Annotated in this window: 17 protein-coding genes and 1 tRNA gene; 3 read left to right on the top strand and 15 right to left on the bottom strand. The window is 66.0% G+C overall.

Going from position 1 to position 21,951, the window contains the following annotated elements:
• Window positions 1–134: 134 nt before the first annotated feature.
• From FK527_RS03820 to FK527_RS03755, 14 genes are all read right to left on the bottom strand, one after another.
• A tRNA-Met gene (locus tag FK527_RS03820) sits at window positions 135–211 on the bottom strand.
• A 76-nt stretch (window positions 212–287) separates the two neighbouring features.
• Entirely contained in the window at window positions 288–1,025 is a 738-nt protein-coding gene (locus FK527_RS03815) for a lysophospholipid acyltransferase family protein (protein ID WP_144729895.1), read from the bottom strand.
• Between the two features lie 42 nt (window positions 1,026–1,067).
• Window positions 1,068–2,372, bottom strand: coding sequence for a dihydroorotase (locus FK527_RS03810; RefSeq protein ID WP_144729892.1), 1,305 nt, complete (start codon window positions 2,370–2,372; stop codon window positions 1,068–1,070).
• Between the two features lie 77 nt (window positions 2,373–2,449).
• Complete coding sequence (locus FK527_RS03805) at window positions 2,450–3,412, bottom strand: aspartate carbamoyltransferase catalytic subunit (protein ID WP_144729889.1); 963 nt, start codon at window positions 3,410–3,412, stop codon at window positions 2,450–2,452.
• A gap of 2 nt (window positions 3,413–3,414) precedes the next feature.
• Entirely contained in the window at window positions 3,415–3,936 is a 522-nt protein-coding gene (pyrR, locus tag FK527_RS03800) for a bifunctional pyr operon transcriptional regulator/uracil phosphoribosyltransferase PyrR (protein ID WP_144729886.1), read from the bottom strand.
• The gene (ruvX, locus tag FK527_RS03795; RefSeq protein ID WP_144729883.1) at window positions 3,933–4,364 is read right to left on the bottom strand and encodes a Holliday junction resolvase RuvX; all 432 of its coding nucleotides are present in this window, start codon (window positions 4,362–4,364) and stop codon (window positions 3,933–3,935) included. Before ruvX ends, pyrR begins: the two co-directional genes overlap by 4 nt.
• Window positions 4,364–4,984 (bottom strand): YqgE/AlgH family protein, encoded by a 621-nt coding sequence (locus FK527_RS03790; RefSeq protein ID WP_144729881.1) that lies wholly within the window; start codon window positions 4,982–4,984, stop codon window positions 4,364–4,366. Before FK527_RS03790 ends, ruvX begins: the two co-directional genes overlap by 1 nt.
• Before the next feature lie 106 nt (window positions 4,985–5,090).
• Window positions 5,091–6,257: a PilT/PilU family type 4a pilus ATPase gene (locus tag FK527_RS03785; protein WP_144729878.1), complete on the bottom strand. Its 1,167-nt coding sequence runs from the start codon at window positions 6,255–6,257 to the stop codon at window positions 5,091–5,093.
• A gap of 36 nt (window positions 6,258–6,293) precedes the next feature.
• A complete protein-coding gene (locus FK527_RS03780; protein WP_144729875.1) occupies window positions 6,294–12,491 on the bottom strand; it encodes a hybrid sensor histidine kinase/response regulator in 6,198 nt (2,065 codons plus the stop codon).
• A 62-nt stretch (window positions 12,492–12,553) separates the two neighbouring features.
• Window positions 12,554–14,824, bottom strand: a complete 2,271-nt coding sequence (locus FK527_RS03775; RefSeq protein WP_144729872.1) for a methyl-accepting chemotaxis protein — start codon at window positions 14,822–14,824, stop codon at window positions 12,554–12,556.
• A 105-nt stretch (window positions 14,825–14,929) separates the two neighbouring features.
• Entirely contained in the window at window positions 14,930–15,457 is a 528-nt protein-coding gene (locus FK527_RS03770) for a chemotaxis protein CheW (protein WP_144729869.1), read from the bottom strand.
• Window positions 15,458–15,462: 5 nt separating this feature from the next.
• Window positions 15,463–15,828 carry a response regulator gene (locus tag FK527_RS03765; protein ID WP_144729866.1) on the bottom strand — a complete coding sequence of 122 codons (366 nt, stop codon included), beginning with the start codon at window positions 15,826–15,828 and terminating at the stop codon, window positions 15,463–15,465.
• Entirely contained in the window at window positions 15,828–16,259 is a 432-nt protein-coding gene (locus FK527_RS03760; RefSeq protein ID WP_144729863.1) for a response regulator, read from the bottom strand. The genes FK527_RS03765 and FK527_RS03760 overlap by 1 nt, the downstream gene beginning before the upstream one ends.
• 27 nt (window positions 16,260–16,286) lie before the next feature.
• Entirely contained in the window at window positions 16,287–16,460 is a 174-nt protein-coding gene (locus FK527_RS03755) for a rubredoxin (protein WP_144729860.1), read from the bottom strand.
• A gap of 312 nt (window positions 16,461–16,772) precedes the next feature.
• On the opposite strand from FK527_RS03755, the gene thiD reads away from it, so the two are divergent.
• The 3 genes from thiD (at window position 16,773) to FK527_RS03740 (ending at window position 20,197) form a co-directional block, all read left to right on the top strand.
• Window positions 16,773–17,693 (top strand): bifunctional hydroxymethylpyrimidine kinase/phosphomethylpyrimidine kinase, encoded by a 921-nt coding sequence (thiD, locus tag FK527_RS03750; protein WP_246072653.1) that lies wholly within the window; start codon window positions 16,773–16,775, stop codon window positions 17,691–17,693.
• Window positions 17,677–19,020 carry a glutamate-1-semialdehyde 2,1-aminomutase gene (hemL, locus tag FK527_RS03745; protein WP_144729854.1) on the top strand — a complete coding sequence of 448 codons (1,344 nt, stop codon included), beginning with the start codon at window positions 17,677–17,679 and terminating at the stop codon, window positions 19,018–19,020. The genes thiD and hemL overlap by 17 nt, the downstream gene beginning before the upstream one ends.
• Window positions 19,021–19,195: 175 nt before the next feature.
• On the top strand, window positions 19,196–20,197 hold the full coding sequence (locus FK527_RS03740) for a c-type cytochrome (protein WP_144729851.1): 1,002 nt from the start codon (window positions 19,196–19,198) through the stop codon (window positions 20,195–20,197).
• A 94-nt stretch (window positions 20,198–20,291) separates the two neighbouring features.
• On the opposite strand, the gene purH is transcribed toward FK527_RS03740, so the two are convergent.
• Complete coding sequence (gene purH, locus FK527_RS03735; RefSeq protein WP_144729848.1) at window positions 20,292–21,878, bottom strand: bifunctional phosphoribosylaminoimidazolecarboxamide formyltransferase/IMP cyclohydrolase; 1,587 nt, start codon at window positions 21,876–21,878, stop codon at window positions 20,292–20,294.
• Window positions 21,879–21,951 lie beyond the last annotated feature (73 nt).

Genomic DNA, 21,951 nt, shown 5'->3' with positions numbered 1-21,951 from the left:
CGAAAATCTAAAGCCCGATAAGCGGGCGCTCCGGCGCCTTTTTCTTTGCAGCCACGCCTGCACCGGCACCAACGAAAAAGCCCGCAGAACGAAGCGTTGCTGCGGGCCTCAAGGGCACAAAATGCCGAAAAATCTGGTGGCGCTTCACGGATTCGAACCGCGGACCTGTGGATTATGATTCCATCGCTCTAACCGACTGAGCTAAAGCGCCTGAGCCAGCAATTATAGCCAGATTCGCGCGCCTGCAATCGCAGCCATCGCAGCCGGTGGGGAACCAAAGTGCAAGCTCAACCTTGGCGCAGGCGGTCCACGGCCTGCTGCAAGTCGCGGCTCCAGGCGCGCCGGTCGCGGCCTTGCGCGTGCTCTGGAGGGCCGAAGTGCACCACGGCTTCGATGGGCGGCGCACACAGCGTGCGCCAGAGCGAAACCAGCAGGATTTCGTCGTCCGTGTAACTGGGGGCAAAGCTGATGCGGCCGCTGGCCTTGTCGACAAAGCGCAAGCCCAGGGGCTGCACGGGAGCGTCGCAGGCGATGGCGGCCTGCAAAAGGTTGGGATAAAAGGGCCGCAGCGTGCGCCCGTCGCCCGTGGTGCCCTCGGGAAACAAGGCCAGCACCTCGTTGCGCTGCAGCGCCTGCTGTAGCTGATGCACCATGCGCTGAGCCTCGCGGCGCGAGCTGCGCTCGAGATACAGCGTGCCCGCAGCCGAGGCCAGGGTGCCGAGCAGGGGCCAGGACTGCACGTCGGACTTGGAGACGAAACGGCAGTAACGCGTGGCGTGCAGCACCGGAATGTCGAGCCACGAAATGTGGTTGGCCACGAGCAGCACGGGCCCTTGCGCTGGAGGGCTGCCCACGATGCGCAAGGACACGCCAAGAATGCGCAGCAAGGCCTGCGCCCAGACCTGCACGCGCATTTGCTGCTGCTCGGGCGAAAAGCGTGAAAAGCGCAGCAGCACGATCGTCACGCCCACGACCAGATGCCAAAGCAGCCACAACATCCGCCCGCAGGCGATGACTTGCTTCATGAAACGGAACATCCGTGCAGCACCCAACCGCCACTCAGCCTCTCAGGCGCGCTCGAACGCCACTGCGCCGCCCACCAGGGTCCAGCGCACCCGGCCCGGCAGTTCGTAGCCCAGAAACGGCGTGTGCTTGCCCTGGCTGCGCAGCGTGTCGGCGCGCACGCTCCAGCGGGCCTGCGGCTCCAAGATGCACAGGTCGGCCACGCCACCTTCGACGATCCGCCCCAGCCCCGCGTGCGGCGCATCCGGCAAGCCCAGCGCATTGCCGAGCACACCCGCCGGCGCGCTGCTGACCACGGCGAGCGCACGTACCAGCGGCACGCCCTGCTCCTGCGACCACTTGAGCGCGAGGCTCAGGAGCAATTCGAGCCCCGTGGCGCCGGGCTCGGCCTCGGCGAAAGGCAAGGCCTTGGCGTCCTCATCGACCGGGGTGTGATCGGACACGAGCGCGTCTATGGTGCCGTCGGCCAGGCCCGCACGGAGCGCGTCGCGGTCGCGCGCCTGGCGCAGCGGCGGCGCGAGGCGCGCGCGGCTGTCAAAGTAGCCTATGTCGGTGTCGGTGAGGTGCAGCGAGTGGATGCTCACGTCGCAGCTCACCGGCAGGCCCTCAGCCTTGGCGCGGCGCACCAGCTCGACGCCCGCGGCGCTCGAAAGCCGGCACAGGTGCACGCGCGCGCCCGTGCTGCGCTGCAGCTCAAAGATGGTGTGCAGGGCGATGGTTTCGGCCGCCACGGGCACCCCCGCCAGCCCCAGGCGCGTGGCCAGCGGGCCGCTGGCGGCCACGCCGCGCCCCAGGTGCGCGTCCTGCGGACGCAGCCAGACGGTGTAGCCGAAGGTAGCCGCGTACTGCAGCGCGCGCTGCAGCACCTGCGTATTGGGCAACGCCACCTCGGCCTGCGCGAAGCCGACGCAGCCGGCCTCGGTGAGTTGGGCCATTTCGGTGAGCACTTCACCCCCCAGGCCGCGCGTCAGTGCGCCGAGCGGGAACACGCGCGCGAGATGCAGCCTTTCGGCGCGCGACTTGAGCATTTCGACCAGGCCGGGCTCGTCGAGCACGGGCTCGGTGTCGGGCAGGCACACCAGGCTGGTCACGCCACCGGCCACCGCGGCGGCCAGTTCGGATTCGAGCATGCCCTCGTGCTCGTGTCCGGGCTCGCGCAAGCGCACCGCCAGATCGACCAGTCCGGGCAGCACGATGCAGCCGCGCGCATCGAGCACGCGCCGCGGCACGAAGTCGGCCGGCGCCTGGCCGAGCGCGACGATGCGCCCGGCGGCCAGCGCGACGTCGCAGTGCTGGTCGAGGCCGCTGGCCGGATCGATCACGCGGCCGTGCTGGATGAGTAAGTTCATGGTTTTATATGAAATTGGCCTCTAGTGCTTATGTAGCAAGCACTAGCAGCTATCAATAAAGAACTTTGTCGCATGGCTCAGGCTTCGTTCCCGGCGACGATGGACATCACCGCCATGCGCACCGCGATGCCGAAGGTGACCTGCGGCAGGATCACGCTCTGGCGGCCATCGACGACGGCGGAGTCGATCTCCACGCCGCGGTTGATCGGCCCGGGGTGCATGACGATCGCGTCGGGCTTGGCCCAGCGCAGCTTTTCGGGGCTGAGGCCGAAGTGCTTGAAGTATTCCTGGCGCGAAGGCAGCAGCGCGCCGCTCATGCGCTCGTTTTGCAGGCGCAGCATGATGACCACGTCGGCGTCCCTGATGCCCTCTTGCAGCGTGTGGCACACGCGCACGCCCATGGGCGCCATGTCGGCGGGCACCAGCGTGCGCGGGCCGACCACGCGCACCTCGGCCGCGCCCAGCGTGGTCAGCGCGTGGATGTCCGAGCGCGCCACGCGCGAGTGCAGCACGTCGCCGACGATAGCCACCGTGAGATTGCTGAAGTCTTTTTTGTAGTGGCGTATGGTGTACATGTCGAGCAGCCCCTGCGTGGGGTGCGCATGCCGCCCGTCGCCCGCGTTGATCACGTGCACATGCGGCGCCACGTGCTGCGCGATCAGGTAGGGCGCGCCCGACTCGCCGTGGCGCACCACGAACACATCGGCCGCCATGGCGCTCAGGTTGGCGATAGTGTCGAGCAGCGACTCGCCCTTGCTCGCCGAGCTGCGCGCGATGTCGAGGTTGATCACGTCCGCCGACAGCCGCTTGGCCGCAATCTCGAACGTGGTGCGCGTGCGCGTGCTGTTTTCGAAAAACAGGTTGAATATGCTCTTGCCGCGCAGCAGCGGCACTTTTTTGACCTCGCGGTCGTTCATGCTGACGAAGTTGTCGGCCGTGTCGAGTATCTGCAGCAGGATGTCGCGCGGCAGGCCCTCGGTGGACAGCAGGTGGATCAGCTCGCCGTGCGCGTTGAGCTGGGGATTGCGCCGGTGCAGCACGCTCAGGCCTCCTCGATCTGAAAGTGGAATTGGCCCTGCGCGTCGCGCGCAAGGGCGAGCGACTGCGTGGGCGGCAGCGCCACGCGCGCGGCAGCGAAGTCGGCCTGCACGGGCAGCTCGCGCCCGCCGCGATCGACGAGCACCGCCAAGCGCACGCGCGCAGGGCGACCGTAGTCGAACAACTCATTGAGCACGGCGCGCAAGGTGCGTCCGGTGTAGAGCACATCGTCGAGCAGCAGAATGTCGGCGCCTTCCACGTCGAACGGCAGCGTGGTCTGCGCGCTCGCGCTCAGGCCGCGCTGGGCGAAATCGTCGCGGTGCAGCGCCGAAGACAGTACGCCGGGCGCGCCGGGCAGACCCAGGTCTTTTTGCAGGCGCTCGGCCAGCCAGGCACCACCCGAGGCGATGCCCGCGAGCCGCGTCGCGGGCGCCATGAGCGCGCGCACCCCTTGCAGCAGTTCGCGGTAGAGGGCCTCGGCGTCGAGCACGAGGTGGCCTGCGGCGGCAGGCGGGGGGAAACTCATGGCAGGCTCCTCAAAAACTGCTCCAGGATGATGCAGGCCGCGCCGGCATCGGCATCCGGCGTGCGCGCCTCGGCCAGCGCCGCGGTGGTGCTGTAGCGCTCGTCGACCTCGTACACCGGCAGGCCGAAGCGCCCGTGCAGCTGGCGCGCGAACTTGCGCGCACGCACGGTGTTTTCGTGGCTCGCGCCATCGGGATGAAAGGGCACGCCCACCACAAGAGCGTCGGGCTGCCACTCACGAATGCGCCGCGCCACCTCGGCAAAGCGCGCATCACCCGCGGCGTGGATGCTGGCTTGCGGGCTCGCGCTGCGCAAGAGCCGCGTACCCACGGCCACACCGGTGCGCCGCAGGCCATAGTCGAAAGCCAGAAAGGTCTGCAACTGCGCGGGCACTGGCGCAGGCAGGCCAGCCGTCTCGTCCATCTTCATCAGGCATGCCCCGCCTCGGCGGTGAGCATCCAGGACTGCAGCCCGAGCAGCGCCAGGGCGCGGTCGTAACGCTCGGACACGGGCGTATCGAACAGCACCGCGAGGTCGGCCCCTACGGTGAGCCAGGCGTTTTCGCGCAGCTCGGATTCGAGCTGGCCCTCACCCCAGGCGGAATAACCGAGCGTGATGAGCAGGCGCTGCGGGCCGCCGCCGGTCGCAAGTGCCTCGAGCACGTCCTTCGACGTGGTCATCTCCAGGCCTCCGGGGATGCGAAGGGTCGAGGCGTAGAGGGTTTCGTCCTGCTCCTGTGCTTGCTGCGTTCCCTCGACTGCAGACGCGTGTACCACTTCATGCAATACGAAGCCGCGGTCCGTCTGCACCGGCCCGCCCTGCAACACGGGCTGGGTGGCCAGGTCGGCGCGCTGCAACGGCATGTCGAGCTTGTCGAACAGCTGGCTCAGCGTGATGTCGCTCGGCTTGTTGATGATGAGCCCCAGCGTGCCGCGCTCGTTGTGCTCGCACACATACACCACGCTGCGCGCGAACAGGGCGTCGCGCACGCCGGGCATGGCGATCAAAAAATGGTGCGTCAGGTTCATGGGCGCAGTATCGGCAGGCATGCAGACAATTCTACGGGCAAGCCAAGACTGCGGCCGCAAGCTGCGCGCAGGCCGCCCATGCCCAGCGCCGCGCAACTGCAGCGGGAGCGGGAAACCGGCCCGCCTCTCAGCCGAGGCTGGACCTGCCGCCTCTGTCCTGCGGGCTGATCTGCAGGCCTTCGCCCACTGGAGGAGCGCCGGCGGCAAGCCGCAGGCGCAGCGACATATCGGTGCGGTTGTCGGCATGGGCCAGGGCCTCTTCGGCAGTGATGACACCACGCTGCTGGAGCTCGTACAAGGAATGGTCGAAGGTGCACATGCCGGGCTCGCCGCTGCGCTCGATCGCGGTCTTGAGTTCGTCGATTTGGCCTTTTTGGAGCAGCTCGGCCACGTAGGGCGACCACAGCATGACTTCGGTTGCGGGCACGAGCTGGCCGTGCACGCTTCTCACGAGGCGCTGCGCCACCACTGCACGCAAGTTCAGCGACAAGTCCATCAGCACCTGTCTGTGCGCATCTTCAGGAAAGAAATTCAAAATCCGCTGCACGGCCTGGCGCGCGTTGCTGGCGTGCATGGTGGAAACGCACAAGTGCCCGGATTCGGCGTAGTGCAGCGCATGCTGCATGGTGGAGCGGTCACGGATTTCGCCGATCATGATCACGTTCGGCGCCTCGCGCATGGCGTGGCGCAGGGCATCGTCGTACGAGCGCGTGTCCAGACCGATTTCACGCTGGGTGACCAGCGATTTTTTGTGCCCATGCAGGTATTCGATCGGGTCTTCCACGGTCAGGATGTGGCCTGTCGCGTTCTCGTTGCGGTAGTTGAGCATGGCCGCCAGCGAGGTGGTTTTCCCCGAGCCGGCAGCCCCCACGGTCAGCACCAACCCCGCCTCCAAGAAGGCAAGCTGCTTGAACACGGCGGGCAAACCCAGTTCTTCGAGCGAGAGGATCTGCGCCGTGACGTGGCGCACCACCATGCCCACCTTGCCGCGCTGCTGGTGCACGTTGACCCGAAAGCGCCCCGACGCCCCCATCTGGAACGAAAGGTCGCACTCCATGGTGGCCTCGAATTCGTCGATCTGCGCCTTGCGCATGATCGAGTAGGCCATCGCACGAATGTCCTCGGCACCCAGCGGAGCCTGCGTGATGGGCGTGAAGTCCCCCTGGCGCTTGAGCGTGGGCGGCGCGCCGTCGAGCAAAAACAGGTCGGAGGCACGCTCGCGCGCCATCAGCGCAAGGTAAGAAAGCAGGCGGCTGTCGCCCGGGAAGGTTCCTGGCTTGTTTGCGGAGTCCATGGTCGCCTTTTGTCGTGGAGAGGAAATACCCCGTCGCTATGCCTGAACTGCGGCCGCCTGCCGCGCGTAATGCGCGACCAGCCCCAGCAGCTCCTCATCGGAATAGGGCTTGCCGAGGTAGTGGTTGGCGCCCAGCTCGTGCGCGTGCTCGCGGTGTTTGTGCGCAATGCGCGAAGTGATCATGATGACCGGCAGGTCGTGCAGAGCCTGGTCCGCACGGATGTTGCGCAGCAGGTCGAAGCCGTCCATGCGCGGCATTTCGATGTCGGACAACACCACCGCAGGACGCTCCTGCTGCAGCCGCTCAAGCGCCTGCAGCCCATCCGTCGCCAGTGCCACGCGGTAGCCTTCGCGCTGTAGCAAACGCTGGGTGACGCGGCGCACGGTGATGGAGTCGTCCACCACGAGCACCAAGGGCACCTGGCTCGGCCCCAGCGCCACGGCCGGCGCCATCGGTGCGCCTGCCGTCGGCGCCGGCATTGCCTCGAGCACGGCCGGCAGCCCCGCACCGGCGGCGCGCACGCGTTCGCCATAGACGGTGGCCAGCGCCACGGGGTTGTAGATGAGCACCACGGCGCCCGAAGCGAGCAGCGACATGCCGGCAAGTCCCGGCAGACGCGACAGCTGCGGCCCCAATTGCTTGACCACGACTTCCTGGTTGCCCAGCACCTCGTCCACGTGCAACGCGATGCGCTGCGCCGCACTGCGCACGATGACCACCGGCCGGTTCTTGCCTACGGGCTCCTTGCTGCGCACCGAAGACTGCAGCAGCGCACCCGCCCAGAAAAACGGCAGACGCTCCCCGCCCTCTTCGTAAAACCCGCTGCGATAGGCCTGCTCCAGGTCCACAGCAGTGGCGCGCCGCACGATCTCCACGAGATTGGCGGGCATGCCCACCGTCAACTCGCCCGCGCGCAGCATGACCACCTGCGTCACCGCGGTGGTCAGCGGCAACACCAGCCGGAAGGCCGTCCCCTGGCCCGCCTCGGTAGAAGTTTCGATGCGTCCGCCGAGCGCATTGACCTCGGCGCGCACCACGTCCATGCCCACACCTCGGCCGGCAATCCCCGTGACGTCTGCAGCCGTGGAAAATCCGGACTGGAAGATCAGGTTCGCTGCATCGCTGACGCCCAACTCGGCATCGGGCGCGAGCAAGCCCTGCGCAATGGCCTTGGCGCGGATGCGCGGCAGATCGAGGCCAGCGCCGTCGTCGCGGAACGTTATGGCCACGTCGTTGCCCTCATGGCGCACATCGACGATGATGGTGCCTGCGGCGGGTTTACCCTGGGCTTGGCGTTGCTCGGCAGGCTCAATGCCGTGGGCCACGGCATTGCGCAGCAAGTGTTCGAACGCCGGCGCCATGCGCTCTAGCACGCCGCGGTCCAACTCGAACGATCCGCCCCGCAGCTCGAGCCGGACCTGCTTGCCCAGTTCCTTGCCCGCCTGGCGGACGACGGCATAGAGGCGTTCGGCAATCGCGTCGAACTCCACCATGCGCGTGCGCAGCAAGTCGCGCTGCAACTCCCGGGCCTGACGCGCCTGCGCGCTGAGTTCGTCTTCCGCCCCTTCGACGGATCTCTGCAGGTTGCGCTGCACCGTGGCAATGTCGTTGACCGACTCGGCCATCATGCGCGTGAGCTCCTGCACGCGCGTGAAGCGATCGAACTCCAGCGGGTCGAATCCGCTGGCCGAATCCTTGGCCTGCGCCAGTCTGGACTGCATCTGTGATTCGGCCTGCACCTCAATGTCGCGCAACTGCTGGCGCAAGCGTTCCAGATTGCCCGTCAGGTCTGCGAGCGAACTGCGCAGCTGCGCCACCTGCGCGTCCAGGCGCGCGCGGCTGATCACGACCTCGCCGGCCTGATTGACCAGCCGATCGAGCAACTGCGCACGCACACGCACCGACTGCGCGGCCTGCGCGCGCCCAATGACCAAGGGCGCCGGCCCCGGCAAAGACGCTGCCGGCAGCGCTGGCGAGGCCTGCGGCGCCGCATGTGCGGACACTGCGGATTCCGGCGCGGGCATCTCCGCATGCTCCGTGGCGGCCGTGGCTACCGCAGCAATGGCATCTGCGGCCAGCGGCGGGTTCGATTCCTGCTCGGCCTGCGCGCACAAGGCATCGAAATGCGCACGCAACGCATCGAAGCGGCCGAGTAAGGGCTCGATTTGCTCAGCCTTCGGATGGTGGACATCCAGTTGTTCGATCAGGGATTCGAGCCGGTGCGCCCTTGCGCCCAGGCGCATGGCACCGGCCAGACGGGCGCTACCCTTGAAGGTGTGCAAGACCCGCAGTGCGGCATTGCGCGCCTCCAGGTCGCTGGGGTGCGCGGCCCACTGGCGCAGCGCCGTACCGAGCCGCGGCAAGAGCTCTTGCGCCTCTTCCTCGAAGATTGGGAACAGGTCGGGGTCGATGGCGTCGCTCGCATCCGCCTCGTCATCGACCTCTGCCGAAGCGGTCGCCGCGACGCCAGCATGGGGTGACTCCAGGTCTGCGGCGGGCGCGAGCGTCTGCAGTGTTGTGGGCGCAGGCGCGCTTTCGGCGGCCATTTCGCTGTAGGGTGTAGTCGCCTCGACGAATTCCTCTTCCAGCTCTTGCAGCGGCATGGACCCACTGGGCACCTCCTGCGCCAGGATGCCGTGCAGGTCTTCCAGCACCTGCGCGCTCGGCTCCTTCAGGAAACCGGCTGCGAATTGGTGCAGCAGGCGGCGCATGTCCTGCGCCGCCGCCAGAAATACCCGCGCCTGCTCTGGCGTTCCGCCCGGCTGCAGTTGCACATGCTGCAATGCATGCTCGAGCAGGCGGGCCATGTCCGACAAGGCCTGAAAACCCACGGTGGCAGAGGCACCGGCCAGCGCGTGCGCCCGGGCCACCGCCATATCGGGCACGGGTGCGTGCAGCTCGAGCGACCAAGCCTGCAGACGATCTTCGAGCTCATGCGACCACTCGTCCGCCTCGTTGAGATAGACGTTGTAAAGCGCGGCGCCAATGCGCAGGTCACCAATGACCTTGACCGCATCCTGATCCTGCGCTGCGCTTTCCACAGGCACCTCGGGTGGCGCCTCCATGCTGGAGGAGGACTCCTGCGGCGCGGACGGAACGATCGACGACGGTCCCTCTGACAGGTCGGCGAGCACGTCCACGGACAGATCCGCCAGAAATTCCTCCAGCTCCTTTGGTGCTCCGTCCTCCTGGCGCGGCTCGAAGGTCTGGATTGTCTGGGTCGCAGCGGGCAGCAGCTCCATGCTGGGCGGTTGCGCGCCCGGCAGTTCCGTGCCCCCCGCCTGCGCGGCCGCGGGCAGGGCGACCTCTGGCAGCGAAGCAAATTCCAGCGTCAACTCCTGTGCCTGCGCCACGGCCTCCGGCAAAGGCTCGGCGATCGGCGCTTGCGGGGCTGCAGACACTTGTTCCTGCGCAGCGGCAAACGCGGAAAAATCGACTTCTTCCACCTCGGCAGCAAACGGAATCTCCGCCACGGGCCCCTGCGGCGGCGTACCGGGTGCATTTTCTGGCAATTCCAGCGCCGGCCATTCCTCCGCGCCCTGCGCTTGCTCGGCAGCCCCCGCCTCCATAGTGGCAGCGCCCTCGGCAGCAAACGGAATCTCCGCGACAGGCTCCTGTGGCGCGACCGCCTCCACAGCCACCCCAGCCTGCTCCGCAGGCGCTTCTGGCACCTCGGACTCGCTGGACTCCACATGCGGCGCCTGCTGCAACGCAGACAAATCGGCAACCGCCGGCTGCGCCGCATCGGCAACAGCCGCCATTGCGGCTCCCGCAGACGGCGATTCCAGGGGCACCAGGGTGCCGTGCAAACGCATGGCATCGGCCGAAGTACGGAATGCCTGCGCCTGCCATGGCGCCGCCACACCCGCAGCAATGTCGTCCGCCCATTGCCCCAATGCGCGCAAGGCATCCCCTGCCAACTCCAATAAGGCTGCGGGTATCGGCTTTTGCTCAGCGAGCCAGGCATTGAGCACCTGCTCCATGGACCAGGCCGCCTCGCCGAACTCGTTGAGCCCCACCATGCGCGAACTGCCCTTGAGGGTGTGGAAGGCGCGCCGCAGTGTGGTCTGCTCGCTGAGATTGCCGGGCTCCTCCTGCAATGCCGCGATGGCCGCGAGGCCTTGCGCCACGACCTCGCGTGCCTCTTCCAGGAACACCTCGAGCAATTCATCGTCTTCCGCGTCAGGCACCGACGGCGCGGTCTGCCCGGAAACCCCGGCTCCGAGCGTGGCGGGCAAGGCCCGCGCCAGCGCCTCTTTTGCCTGCTCTGAAGCTGGTGCGTCTTCCTGCGCCGGTTCACTCGCCCCCCCGAGATCACCCGGCATTTCCAGCAGTGGCGCAAAATCGGTGGGCTCCTGGGCGGGCGCCTGCACCGGGAAGCGGGGTACCACGGGCGGCAAATCGGCCCCTGCGCGTGCCTGCGCCGCGACCTGCGCCGAGGATGCGTCGTCCGTGGCCCGCACCCGTGTTTTGCCCGTCAACATGCGCAGCTCGTCCTGCGCTTCGTCGTAAATGAAGAGCTTGCGCGCCAGATTGCGCTGGTAGCTCAGCATGTCGATCAGAAAACCCAGGGTGCCGAGGCTGTTGCCCAGTTTTTCAAAGGTTTGGGCCAGCTCCTCCTCGGGGATGGCATGGGCCAGCAGACGCTCCACCACCTCGCGCATGCGCGCCATGGCCCGCACTGCCTGCTCAAGCCCCAGCACCGAAAGCACACCGCGCATTTGCGCCATTTGTCCGGGCACGGGCACCAGTACGCGGGTGTCCTGCGGCGTGCGAAAAAACTGGTCGAGCGCTTTTTCCAACTCGGCCAAAGAAGCGCGCAGTTCGTTGACCACGCTGCCCATGGTTTGCTTGTCGCTGACGCTGCGGTACAGGTCTTCTATCCAGGCCTCGAGCGGTTCGGGCTCTGCGCCGGCCAGCACCGTGCGCAGGCGTTCGGCGAGGCGCCCGAAATGCGCCTCCATTTGCGCGCCATCGGCATCCAGTTCCTCGAAAGCCGCTTGCAGATACAAAATGGCGGTGGCCACCTCCATGGCCAAAGGGGCGGCCGGAGGCTCATCCGTGCGCGCCGTGGCATCGACCGCCTGCGCCAGAGCCTGCGCCAGATCTTCACTGCCGGGCAGCAGCTTGCGCAGGGAATCGCAGACCAGACTGAACTGGTCCACGGCCGGCTTGAGCTTGGCACGATCGCCCCCGGCCAATGCAGACCAGACTTCCGCGGCTGTTGCCATGCGCTTGCGCGCCTGGGCCAGCAAGCCCGGGTCGAAGCGGCCGAAACGCGCCACCTCGTAACGCACCGGCTCGAACCGATGCAAGCCAAACGCTTGCCGCACTGCCGTGAGTGCGGGGAAGGTATCGGCACTTTCAGTGCTGGCTTGTGCGCAGAAAAAAAGCAGGTCCTGTAACAGGCGATCGGCGACGCCGTCCTCGCCCTTGGCGAGCGTGGCGTACTGCATGAGCACACGCGAGGCCACCCGTTTGACATATACATCCGGGGGAAGCAAATCACCGGCCAAGGCTTCGAAGAAGCCCGCGCAAACCTTCCAGAAGGTGCGCACGCGGCTATCGGCCTGGGCCGCGGCAAAACCCAGACAGATATCCCGCATGCTCCGCGCGGCGCCAGCATCGCCGGACTTGACGATCTGCAGCACGACGGCATCGAGACGGGCTCGCGCCGCACTCCCGTAGGCCAAGGGCGCCACGGACAAAGCAAATTCAGGCTCGCGGATACGCCGCTCGGTGGGCCACAAGTCCGCAGGATGAACGCGCTCGGCGCCCGCGAGCGTCTGCACTTCACGGTATTGCGGAAACAAGGCGACCGCAGACGCCTGCTTGCCCGCCAGCACATACTCGAGGTACTCGACCAGGGCAAAGCCTGCACGCTCTATGGTGGATATGGTTTCCCTGGTGCACAGCGGTGGCTGCTGCACGAATTTGTGTACCGCCGCTTCCATGGCGCGCAGCAGCAGCGCAGCGGGCGCCATGCCCACCATTTCGAGGGCACCGCTGGCCTGGTGCAGCTGCTGGCGCGCGATGCGCAAAGCGCCTGCATCCAGCGCCGCCAAGTCGGATTCCCGGGTATGTTCGGCTTCATGCACGAAACGGCGCATCGTCTTGACGGCAGCGTCCAGGGACTTGCGCAATTCCTCCAACACCCAGGCCAAGGGCCCCAGGTCGCGCTCTTGCTGGCTGGCCTCTGTCGCTGGCGCGTGGTTGACGTCAAGAGATGGCATGGATTCGCCTCCGGCCGCAATGAGCCCAGCTGGTTGGTACGACAAAGACGGCATCAGGCGAATCAGGCGATTTTGAACCGCGCCACCGACTGGCGCAATTCTTCGGCGACCTGCGCGAGCTCACGCACCTGCTGCGCAGTGGCGCGCGTGCCCTCGCCCGCTTGTTCGGTCACCGCGAAAATGTGCTGGATGTTGTCTGCGGCCTCGTTCGCCAACACGGCTTCGCGGGAGGTGGAGGAGGAAATCTGTTCGATCAGCTCGGCCAGGCGGCGCGTCACCTGGTCGATCTCGGCCAACGCAGTGCCCGCGCTGTCGGACAGGCGCGCACCCTCCACCACGCCCTGCGTGGAGCGCTCCATGGCGGCCACGGCATCCTGCGTGTCGGTCTGGATGGCCTTCACCAGCGCCGCGATCTGGCGTGTGGCGTCCGCCGAACGCTCGGCCAGGCGCTGCACCTCTTCAGCCACCACGGAAAAGCCGCGCCCGGCCTCGCCCGCGGATGCCGCCTGGATGGCCGCATTGAGCGCGAGCACGTTCGTCTGCTCGGTAATGTCGGAGATCAGCTCGGTGATCTCCCCGATTTCCTGCGAGGATTCACCCAGTCGCTTGATGCGCTTGGAGGTTTCCTGAATCTGGTCGCGGATCGCATTCATGCCGCCAATGGCGTTTTGCACGGCCTGCAGACCGGATTCCGCCGCCTGCAGCGATTGGCGCGCCACCGCGGCCGATTCCTGCGCCTGGGTGGAGACTTCGTTGATGCGGCCGGCCATGTCCAGAATCGAGCGGCCCGTTTCGCGGATTTCGCGCAGCTGCTCGGTCGAGGCGGCAAGCAACTCCGTGGACGTGGCATCCACCTGCGCCGTGGTCTGCGCCACGCGCGTCGCCGTGTTTTGCACGTTGCCCACGAGCTGGCGCAACTCTTCCACCGTGTAGTTCACCGAATCGGCGATGGCGCCCGTGATGTCTTCGGTCACCGTGGCTTCCTGCGTCAAGTCGCCTTCGGCAACGGATTGCAACTCGTTCATCAAACGCAAGATGGCCGCCTGGTTGGCATCGTTGATGCGCTTGGCTTCCTGCTCTTGGTGCCTGGCTTCCTGCTGCAAGCGATCGGCGGCTGCTTCGCGCCGACGGCTCTCGAGCAGCAGCACGCGCGCAAAGCCGACGCCGCACAGCAGCACGAACAAGGCCACCAGCACCAAAAGAAACACCTGCCCCGCACCAAGACCCGCCTGGGCCGAGAGCTTGGTCTGCAGGCCTTCCAGGCTATGGCGCAGCGGCTCGCTATCAGAAACGATAGCAGTCTGCGCTTGCCGGGCGGTCATCAGGCCCTGCAAATTACCCAAGATGGCGCCAGCCTGCGTGCGCGTTTCCTCATAGCGCTTGAGGAGACTCTGGAGCTGCTCGCGCGTTTGCGCATCGCGTGCCGGGCTGAGGTGCAATTCGGCATTGCCATCGAGCAGGCCCTGCGCAATCTCCTTGAAGGCATTCAAGTCTTTGCCGAGCAGAAACACCGCTTCGGGACTGACCCCCTCCAGGGTCAGAAACTCACTCGCCGACTTGCCGATGCGCTGGGTCAGCATCACCAGCTGACCGGCTGCAGCCACCTCGGGCGCGGGCGCGCCTTGTTGCACCTTGAGAGAAGCAATGGTTTCGGCATTCTCGAGCAGCTCCGCCGATTGCCGGTTGATGGTGCGCAAGGCACCCGCGACCTGGGACAAAATTTTCTGCTGCCCCAGCACTACTTTGGCATTGCGCTCCGCACGTTCTACCAAGGGGGTGACGGTGTCGAGCTCGGACTTGAATGACTCGCCGAGAGCCTTCACGTCATCGAGTTCTTTGTCTCCATGCATCAACGCGCGCACGTTGCGCGCCAGAATCCCCGCGCTCTCCGCCACTTCGGCAAATGCCTGGGGCTTGCCCACCAATGCCTGCGTCACCGACTTGGCAAGCCGCTGCGATTGCGTCAGGGCCTGGCCCGTCGCTTCGATCTGCTGCGCGGCACGGTCCGCACGCTGCAGCGCCCAACCCGCAATCAATACCAGCAACACCACACCGCCCGCCAATAACGCCAACAGACGCCTCTGGTGCTGGGCCGCCGTGGCCTGCCCAAGCAAGGGAAGGGAGATCAGTTCATCCTGCACCTCGACAGGTGCGGGCTCCTGCCGCTGCGGCGGCAACCCCGGATCACCTTGCACGCTGTGCATGGGATCCGCCTGGTAGGAGTCGAGTAAGGTAGCGCCCTCCGGCGGCCGTTCACCCGCCCCCTCTTCTCCCCGGACGGCGGGCGTCTGCTGGCGGTGGAACAACTTCCCCAATTGATCAACGATGGACATGGTCAACCTTACAAGAAATAGGACTACCGCACACACGGGTGCGCCAATGTGCCATATAAGAGCCTGGACGGACCTGGCTTGCGCAAGTCGTGAAAAGAGAAAGACTCAGGCATTGATACTCAAAAATGTGGAGTCCTGGGCCAGCAGCTGCAGATTCAGCTCCCGCCAGCGTGCGCCGTGCGCATCCAGATAAGTGGCCCCGAAATACGATGGCCCATCCTCCGCGGGCGGCTCCGAGGCAACGAAATCTTGTGCGCTGCGCAGCCCGAGCAGTCTATCCACCAGCAGGGCCGCGTTCACTTCGAGCGCCGGATTGAACGTCAGCAGGCTGATTTCGGACAAGGCCTGTTCATCGCGTCTGGGCGTCGCATGCAGCAGCGCAGCCAGATCGACGACCCCGACCAGACTCCCGCGCAGATTCGCCACACCAAGGAACCAACCAAGGGTGTGGGGCACAGGCTGCACGGAAGTCCCGGGAAAGATTTCCCCGGCATGGCCAAGCGGTACCAGATAGGACTGCCCGGCCGACTCGACGGCAAGCCAGGAAGCCACCAGCGCGCCCTGCGCCCTGGCGCTCTGAAGCCGGGTGACGATGCGCGCCTGAAATTCCCGCAGGGCTTCACGCTTGCTCATGGAGCTCAGCCCAGGGCGTCGATCTTGGCCTGCAATTCGGCGGGATCGACCGGTTTAGTAATGTAGTCGCGCGCGCCCTGGCGCATGCCCCAGACACGGTCTGTTTCCTGGTTCTTGCTCGTGCACATGATGATGGGCACATCGGCATAAAGGGGGTTGCGCGAAATGGTGCGCGTGAGTTGAAACCCGTTTTGTCCAGGCATGACCACGTCCATGAGAATCAGGTCAGGTTTTTCCAGGGCCAGACAGCGAAAAGCCTCTTCCCCATTTTCAGCCGTGCGCACCTGAAACCCCTTTTTCTGCAGCAGATCGCTCAAAAACATCAGTTCGGTCTTCGAATCATCAACCACCAACACCTTTTTGATGGACATCAGGTCGCTCCTTGGGAGGAATGGGCAAACCGTTGCACGGCCTGCAGCAATTGGTCTTTGGTAAACGGCTTGGTCAGGTATTCCTGGCATCCCACCATACGTCCGCGCGCTTTGTCGAACACACCGTCCTTCGAGGACAGCATGACCACCGGCGTATCCGCAAACCGGACGTTGCGCCGAATGATAGCGACCGTCTGGTAGCCATCGAGCCGGGGCATCAGGATGTCGCAAAAAATCAAATCGGGATGGTAGTCGTTGACCTTGGACAAAGCGTCGAAACCGTCTTCTGCCAGCAAAACCTCGTGGCCGCCCTGCTTGAGAAAAATCTCGGCACTGCGGCGGATGGTGTTGCTGTCATCCACCACCAGCACCTTGAAGGATGGATCATTGATAGTCAATTGCTGCCACTCCTCTGAAGGAAAAATGTGCATAAACAAAACGATCCGCCCGGCCCCTGTCTATATCTGCACCATTTCGAAGTCTTCCTTGCGCGCCCCGCATTCGGGGCATGTCCAATTCATGGGAACCTGCTCCCATGGCGTATGGGGAGGAATGCCATGCTCGGGCGAGCCTTTGGCTTCATCGTAAACCCAGCCGCAAACCAAACATATCCAAGACCTGGGATCGCTCACAGCTTAATGCCTGCTTCGGTAAATATCATGTCGATCGGTGCGCGGCAAGCATGAAACTCCTGCACCGGCAGCCGGCATGGTAGTTGCAATTTTTTCTGGGACTGGCTCCTACAATGAGAGGGCATTGTATCGGTGCGTTCGTATCTGCCAGACCACCCGGCGCGGAATCTGGCATGCGTGGGGAGCCAAAAAACAACAGGCGATGTGCGCCCACTCTCCCCAACGCCGCGCGGCGCCTGAATTACAGTTGCACCCTTGCCATGCAAAAACACGGTGCCCATGACCCCATCGCCTTCCCCTTTTGCGTCTGACATGACGGGCGACCGCCAAGCTGCAGACCAGGCGCTTCCCGCCTGCATTCTGGTTTTCAATGCCAGTGACCCCTGCGGCGCCGGGGGGCTGGCGGCGGACATTACTGCCAGCGCGAGCGTAGGGGCGCACCCCTTGCCGGTCACCACGGGCGTCTATGTGCGCGACACCACCGAAATTTTCGACCACAGCGCACTTGACGATGAAACCGTGGGCGAGCAGGCGCGCGCCGTGCTCGAAGACCTGAGCGTGCAAGCCATCAAGGTAGGTTTCGTGGGCAGCCCCGAAAACATAGGCACGATTGCCGAAATCACCGCCGATTACGACGGCGTGCCGGTGATCGCCTACATGCCCGACCTGTCGTGGCTGCGCGAGAGTGCGATCGAGCCCTACCTCGACGCCTTCCGCGAGCTGCTGCTGCCGCAGACCTCGGTGTTGGTGGGCAACCACGGCACGCTCTGGCGCTGGCTGCTGCCCGACTGGGACGGCGAGCGCAGCCCCACGGCGCGCGACCTCGCACGCGCGGCCGGCGAACTGGGCGTGCCCTACACCCTGGTCACGGGCATTCCCTTGCCCGAGCAGTTCGTCGAAAACGTGCTGGCCTCGCCTGAAAAAATCCTCGGCAGCGGCAGGTTCGAGCTGTTCGACGCCACCTTCACCGGCGCCGGCGACACGCTCTCGGCGGCGCTCACGGCATTGATAGCCAATGGCTTCGACCTCGGCGAAGCCACGAGCGAAGCGCTTGCCTATCTCGACGGCTGCCTGGCCTCGGGCTTTCGTCCGGGCATGGGCCATGCGCTGCCAGACCGCATGTTCTGGGCGCAGTCCGACGACGAGGACGAAGGCGACCGCATCGACACGCTTTTGGAAGAGACTACGAGTTTCGAAGGTTTCGTCATCCCACCCCATGACACCAAACACTGAATCCATCCCCGGCGCTGGCACCGACCGCAACACCCTGTTGTTCGAGCGTGCCCAGCGCGTCATTCCTGGCGGCGTCAATTCGCCCGTGCGCGCGTTTCGCGCCGTGGGCGGCACGCCGCGCTTCATAACGCGCGCGCAGGGGCCCTACTTTTGGGACGCCAACGGCCAGCGCTACATCGACTACATAGGCTCCTGGGGTCCGATGATCCTGGGCCACGGCCACCCGACCGTGCTCGAGGCCGTACAAAAGGCCGCGCGCGACGGCTTCAGCTTTGGCGCGCCGACCGAGCGCGAGATCGAGCTCGCCGAGGAAGTCCTCGCGCACCTGCCCTCTATGGAAATGCTGCGCCTGGTCAGCTCGGGCACCGAGGCGGGCATGAGCGCGCTGCGCCTGGCACGCGGCGCCACCGGACGCAGCAAGATCATCAAGTTCGAAGGCTGCTACCACGGCCATGCCGACGCGCTGCTGGTCAAGGCCGGCTCGGGCCTGGCTACCTTCGGCAACCCCACGAGCGCCGGCGTGCCGCCCGAGGTGGTGCAGCACACGCTGGTGCTGCCCTACAACGACGTGGCGCAGCTCGAGCAGGCGTTTGCCGAGCATGGCCAGGAACTGGCCTGCGTGATCCTGGAGCCCATCGCCGGCAACATGAATTTCGTGCGCGCGCGTGTGCCCTTCATGCGCCGCTGCCGCGAGCTGTGCACGCAGTACGGCGCGCTGCTCATCATCGACGAGGTGATGACGGGCTTTCGCGTCGCGCTGGGCGGCGCGCAAAGCCTGTACGCGCAGGCCATCCCCGGCTTCGCGCCCGACCTCACGGTGCTGGGCAAGGTCATAGGCGGCGGCATGCCGCTCGCGGCCTTCGGCGGCAAGCGTGCGGTCATGGAGCAGCTCGCGCCGCTGGGGCCGGTGTACCAGGCCGGCACGCTCAGCGGCAACCCCGTGGCCACGGCCTGCGGCCTGGCCACACTGCGCGAGATCAGCAAGCCGGGGTTCTTCGATGCGCTTGCACAGAAGACGCGTACGCTGATGGATGGCCTGAAATCCGCCGCGGCCGCCGAAGACGTGCCGTTTGCCGCCGACAGCGAAGGCGGGATGTTCGGCTTCTTCCTGCTGCCCGAGCTGCCGCAAAACTACCAGCAAGTCATGCAAAGCGATGGCGCACGCTTCAACCGGCTGTTTCACGGGCTGCTCGAGCGGGGCGTGTATATCGCACCGGCGCTGTACGAAGCCGGCTTTGTCAGCGCGGCGCACAGCGAGGAGGACATCGCACAGACGGTTGAGGCAGCACGGGCGGTATTCGCCACGCTGGCGCGTCAGCCGGCCTGACGGCGCCTGCGCGGGCTCATCGAGGTGCGGGGGGCCATGCCCCCCCGCGTACAGGACCAGCAGCAAGACCAGCCGCGCGCAAGGGATTTGGCAGCGTCTGGCTGCAGGAAAGACAGGGGCGTCCTAGTATGCGCAGCGCATACCCCCCTGTTTAATCCAACTTTCCAGACTGCCGATGTACGTCCGCCTGATTCCTCTGGCCCTGCTCGCGGCCGCCGGGACCCTGCACGCCCAGACCCCGTCCGCTGCCACGCCATCTCCCGCCCTCACCGTTCAGCCACCGGAGACCTATGACGTCTCCAAGCTCCCCGACGATGCCTATGGCCGCATGGTCCGCTATGGCAAGGAACTGAGCGAGCGCACCTTCGCCTACATCGGCCCGGAGGTGAAGAATCCCAAGATGCGCTTTGCCGGCAATAACCTGGCCTGCGTGTCCTGCCACGAGGCAGGCGGCACCAAGAAGTTCGCGATTCCCTGGGTCGGCGTTCATGCCACCTTCCCGCAGTACCGCGGTCGCGAAGACGAGATCAGCACGCTGGAAGAGCGCGTGAACGGCTGCATGGAGCGCAGCATGGCCGGCAAGCCGCTGCCGCTGGACAGCCGCGAGATGAAGGCCTTCGTCACCTACATGCATTTCCTGTCCAAGGACATCCCGGTCGGCGCCAAGGTCGAGGGCCAGGGCCTGCCCCCGTTCAAGGCCCCGAACCGGCGTGCCGACACGGTCGCCGGCGGCAAGATCTACCAGGAGAAATGCGCCGTCTGCCACGGCGCCGAGGGGGCCGGCGTACGCGCGGGCCCGGTCGGCAGCGCCAGCGGCTACACCTTCCCGCCGCTGTGGGGCAAGGATTCGTTCAACTATGGCGCGGGCATGAACCGCCTGCTGACCGCCTCGGCCTTCATCAAGGCCAACATGCCGCTGGGCAGCACCCACGACCGTCCGCAGCTGAGCGACGACGAAGCCTACGACGTGGCCGCCTTCGTGCTCAGCCACCCGCGTCCGCCCAAGGCCCATCTGGAGCGCGACTTCCCCGCCCGCTGGAACAAGCCGGTCGATGCCGCCTTCCCGCCCTATGTGGACGGCGCCTCGGCCGACCAGCACCGCTTCGGCCCCTATCCGCCGCTGCAGGAGAAGATGAAGGAGCTGAAGTCCAGCCTGATGAAGACCTCCGCCAAGTAAGGCGACGACCCGCCCCCCGGCCCGTCCAGGGCCTGGCAGACAACAAAAAAGCGGCCGAGGCCGCTTTTTTGTTGGGTGCAGTCGGGGCCGCCGCTCAGTGGCGGAAGTGGCGCACGCCAGTGAAGACCATCGCCACGCCGCGCTCGTTGGCGGCGTCGATCACCTCCTGGTCGCGCATGGAGCCGCCCGGCTGGGCCACGCAGGTGGCGCCGGCATCGACGACCACGTCCAGGCCGTCGCGGAACGGGAAGAAGGCGTCGCTGGCGACCACGGTGTTCTGCAGCGTCAGGTTGGCCGCCGCGGCCTTGATGGAGGCGATGCGGGCCGAATCCAGACGGCTCATCTGGCCGGCGCCCACGCCCATGGTCATGCCGTTCTTGCAGAACACGATGGCATTGCTCTTGACGTACTTGGCCACCTTCCAGGCGAACAGCAGGTCGTTCAGCTCCTCGGGGGTGGGCTGCTTGACGGTCACGACCTTCAGGTCGGCCAGTTGCAACTCGTGGTTGTCGGCGGTCTGCAGCAGCAGGCCGGAGCCGACGCGCTTGGTCTCCAGCGCGTTGCGCACGGCGCCGTAGTTCTCGGGCAGCGCGATCTTCATCAGGCGCACGTTGACCTTGGACTTGAACACTTCCAGGGCCTCGGCGGTGAAGTCGGGCGCCATCAGGACCTCGACGAACTGCTTGCTCACCGCCTGGGCGGCGGCGCCGTCCACCGGGCGGTTGAAGGCGATGATGCCGCCGAAGGCCGAGGTCGGGTCGGTCTGGAAGGCCTTGCTGTAGGACTCCAGCGCATCCTTGCCGACGGCCACGCCGCAGGGGTTGGCATGCTTGACGATCACGCAGGCCGGCGCCTCGAAGCTCTTGACGCATTCCCAGGCCGCATCGGCGTCGGCGATGTTGTTGTAGGACAGCTCCTTGCCCTGCAGCTGGATGCCGGTAGCCAGCGAGCCCGCGGCGGGCTGCAGGTCGCGGTACCAGGCCGCCTGCTGGTGGCTGTTCTCGCCGTAGCGCAGGTCCTGCACCTTCACGTACTGCTGGTTGGACTGGCCGGGGAAGGCGGCGAGCTCGGGCACATAGCTCTCGCTCAGCTTCTCTTCCTCGAAGCTCACCGAAGACAGGTAGTTGCTGATGGCACCGTCGTACTGGCTGATGCGGTTGAATGCCGCCACCGACAGGGCGAAGCGCAGCTTGTGGGACAGCTTGCCGTGGGCCTTGAGCTCGGCGATCACGGCCTCGTACTGGCTGGCGTCGGTCACCACGCCCACGTCAGCCCAGTTCTTGGCCGCGCTGCGCACCATGGCCGGGCCGCCGATGTCGATGTTCTCGATCGCGTCGGCCAGCGTGCAGCCGGCCTTGGCCACGGTGGCCTCGAACGGGTAGAGGTTGACGACCAGCAGGTCGATGGTGTCGATGCCGTGGGCCTTCAGCGCCGCCATGTGCTCAGGAACCTCGCGGCGCGCGAGCAGGCCGCCGTGCACCTTGGGGTGCAGGGTCTTGACGCGGCCGTCGAGCATTTCCGGGAATTGCGTGACTTCGGCCACCTCGGTCACGGGCAGGCCGTGCTCGGCGAGCAGCTTGGCGGTGCCGCCGGTGGACAGCAGGCGCACGCCCAGCGCGTGCAGCGCGCGGGCGAATTCGACGATGCCGGTTTTGTCGGAAACGGAGATCAGGGCGTTCATGGGCAGGTGCGGTTTTTTGATTGAAATTGGCATTTATCGCAGGCGTAGCAAGCGCAAGCAGCTATCATTAGGA

It is taken from the genome of Extensimonas perlucida (assembly GCF_007655255.1).
GTDB lineage: Bacteria > Pseudomonadota > Gammaproteobacteria > Burkholderiales > Burkholderiaceae_C > Extensimonas > Extensimonas perlucida.
The sequence above is the reverse complement of the archived record's forward strand: the minus strand, read 5'-3'. Positions and strand labels throughout refer to the sequence as shown.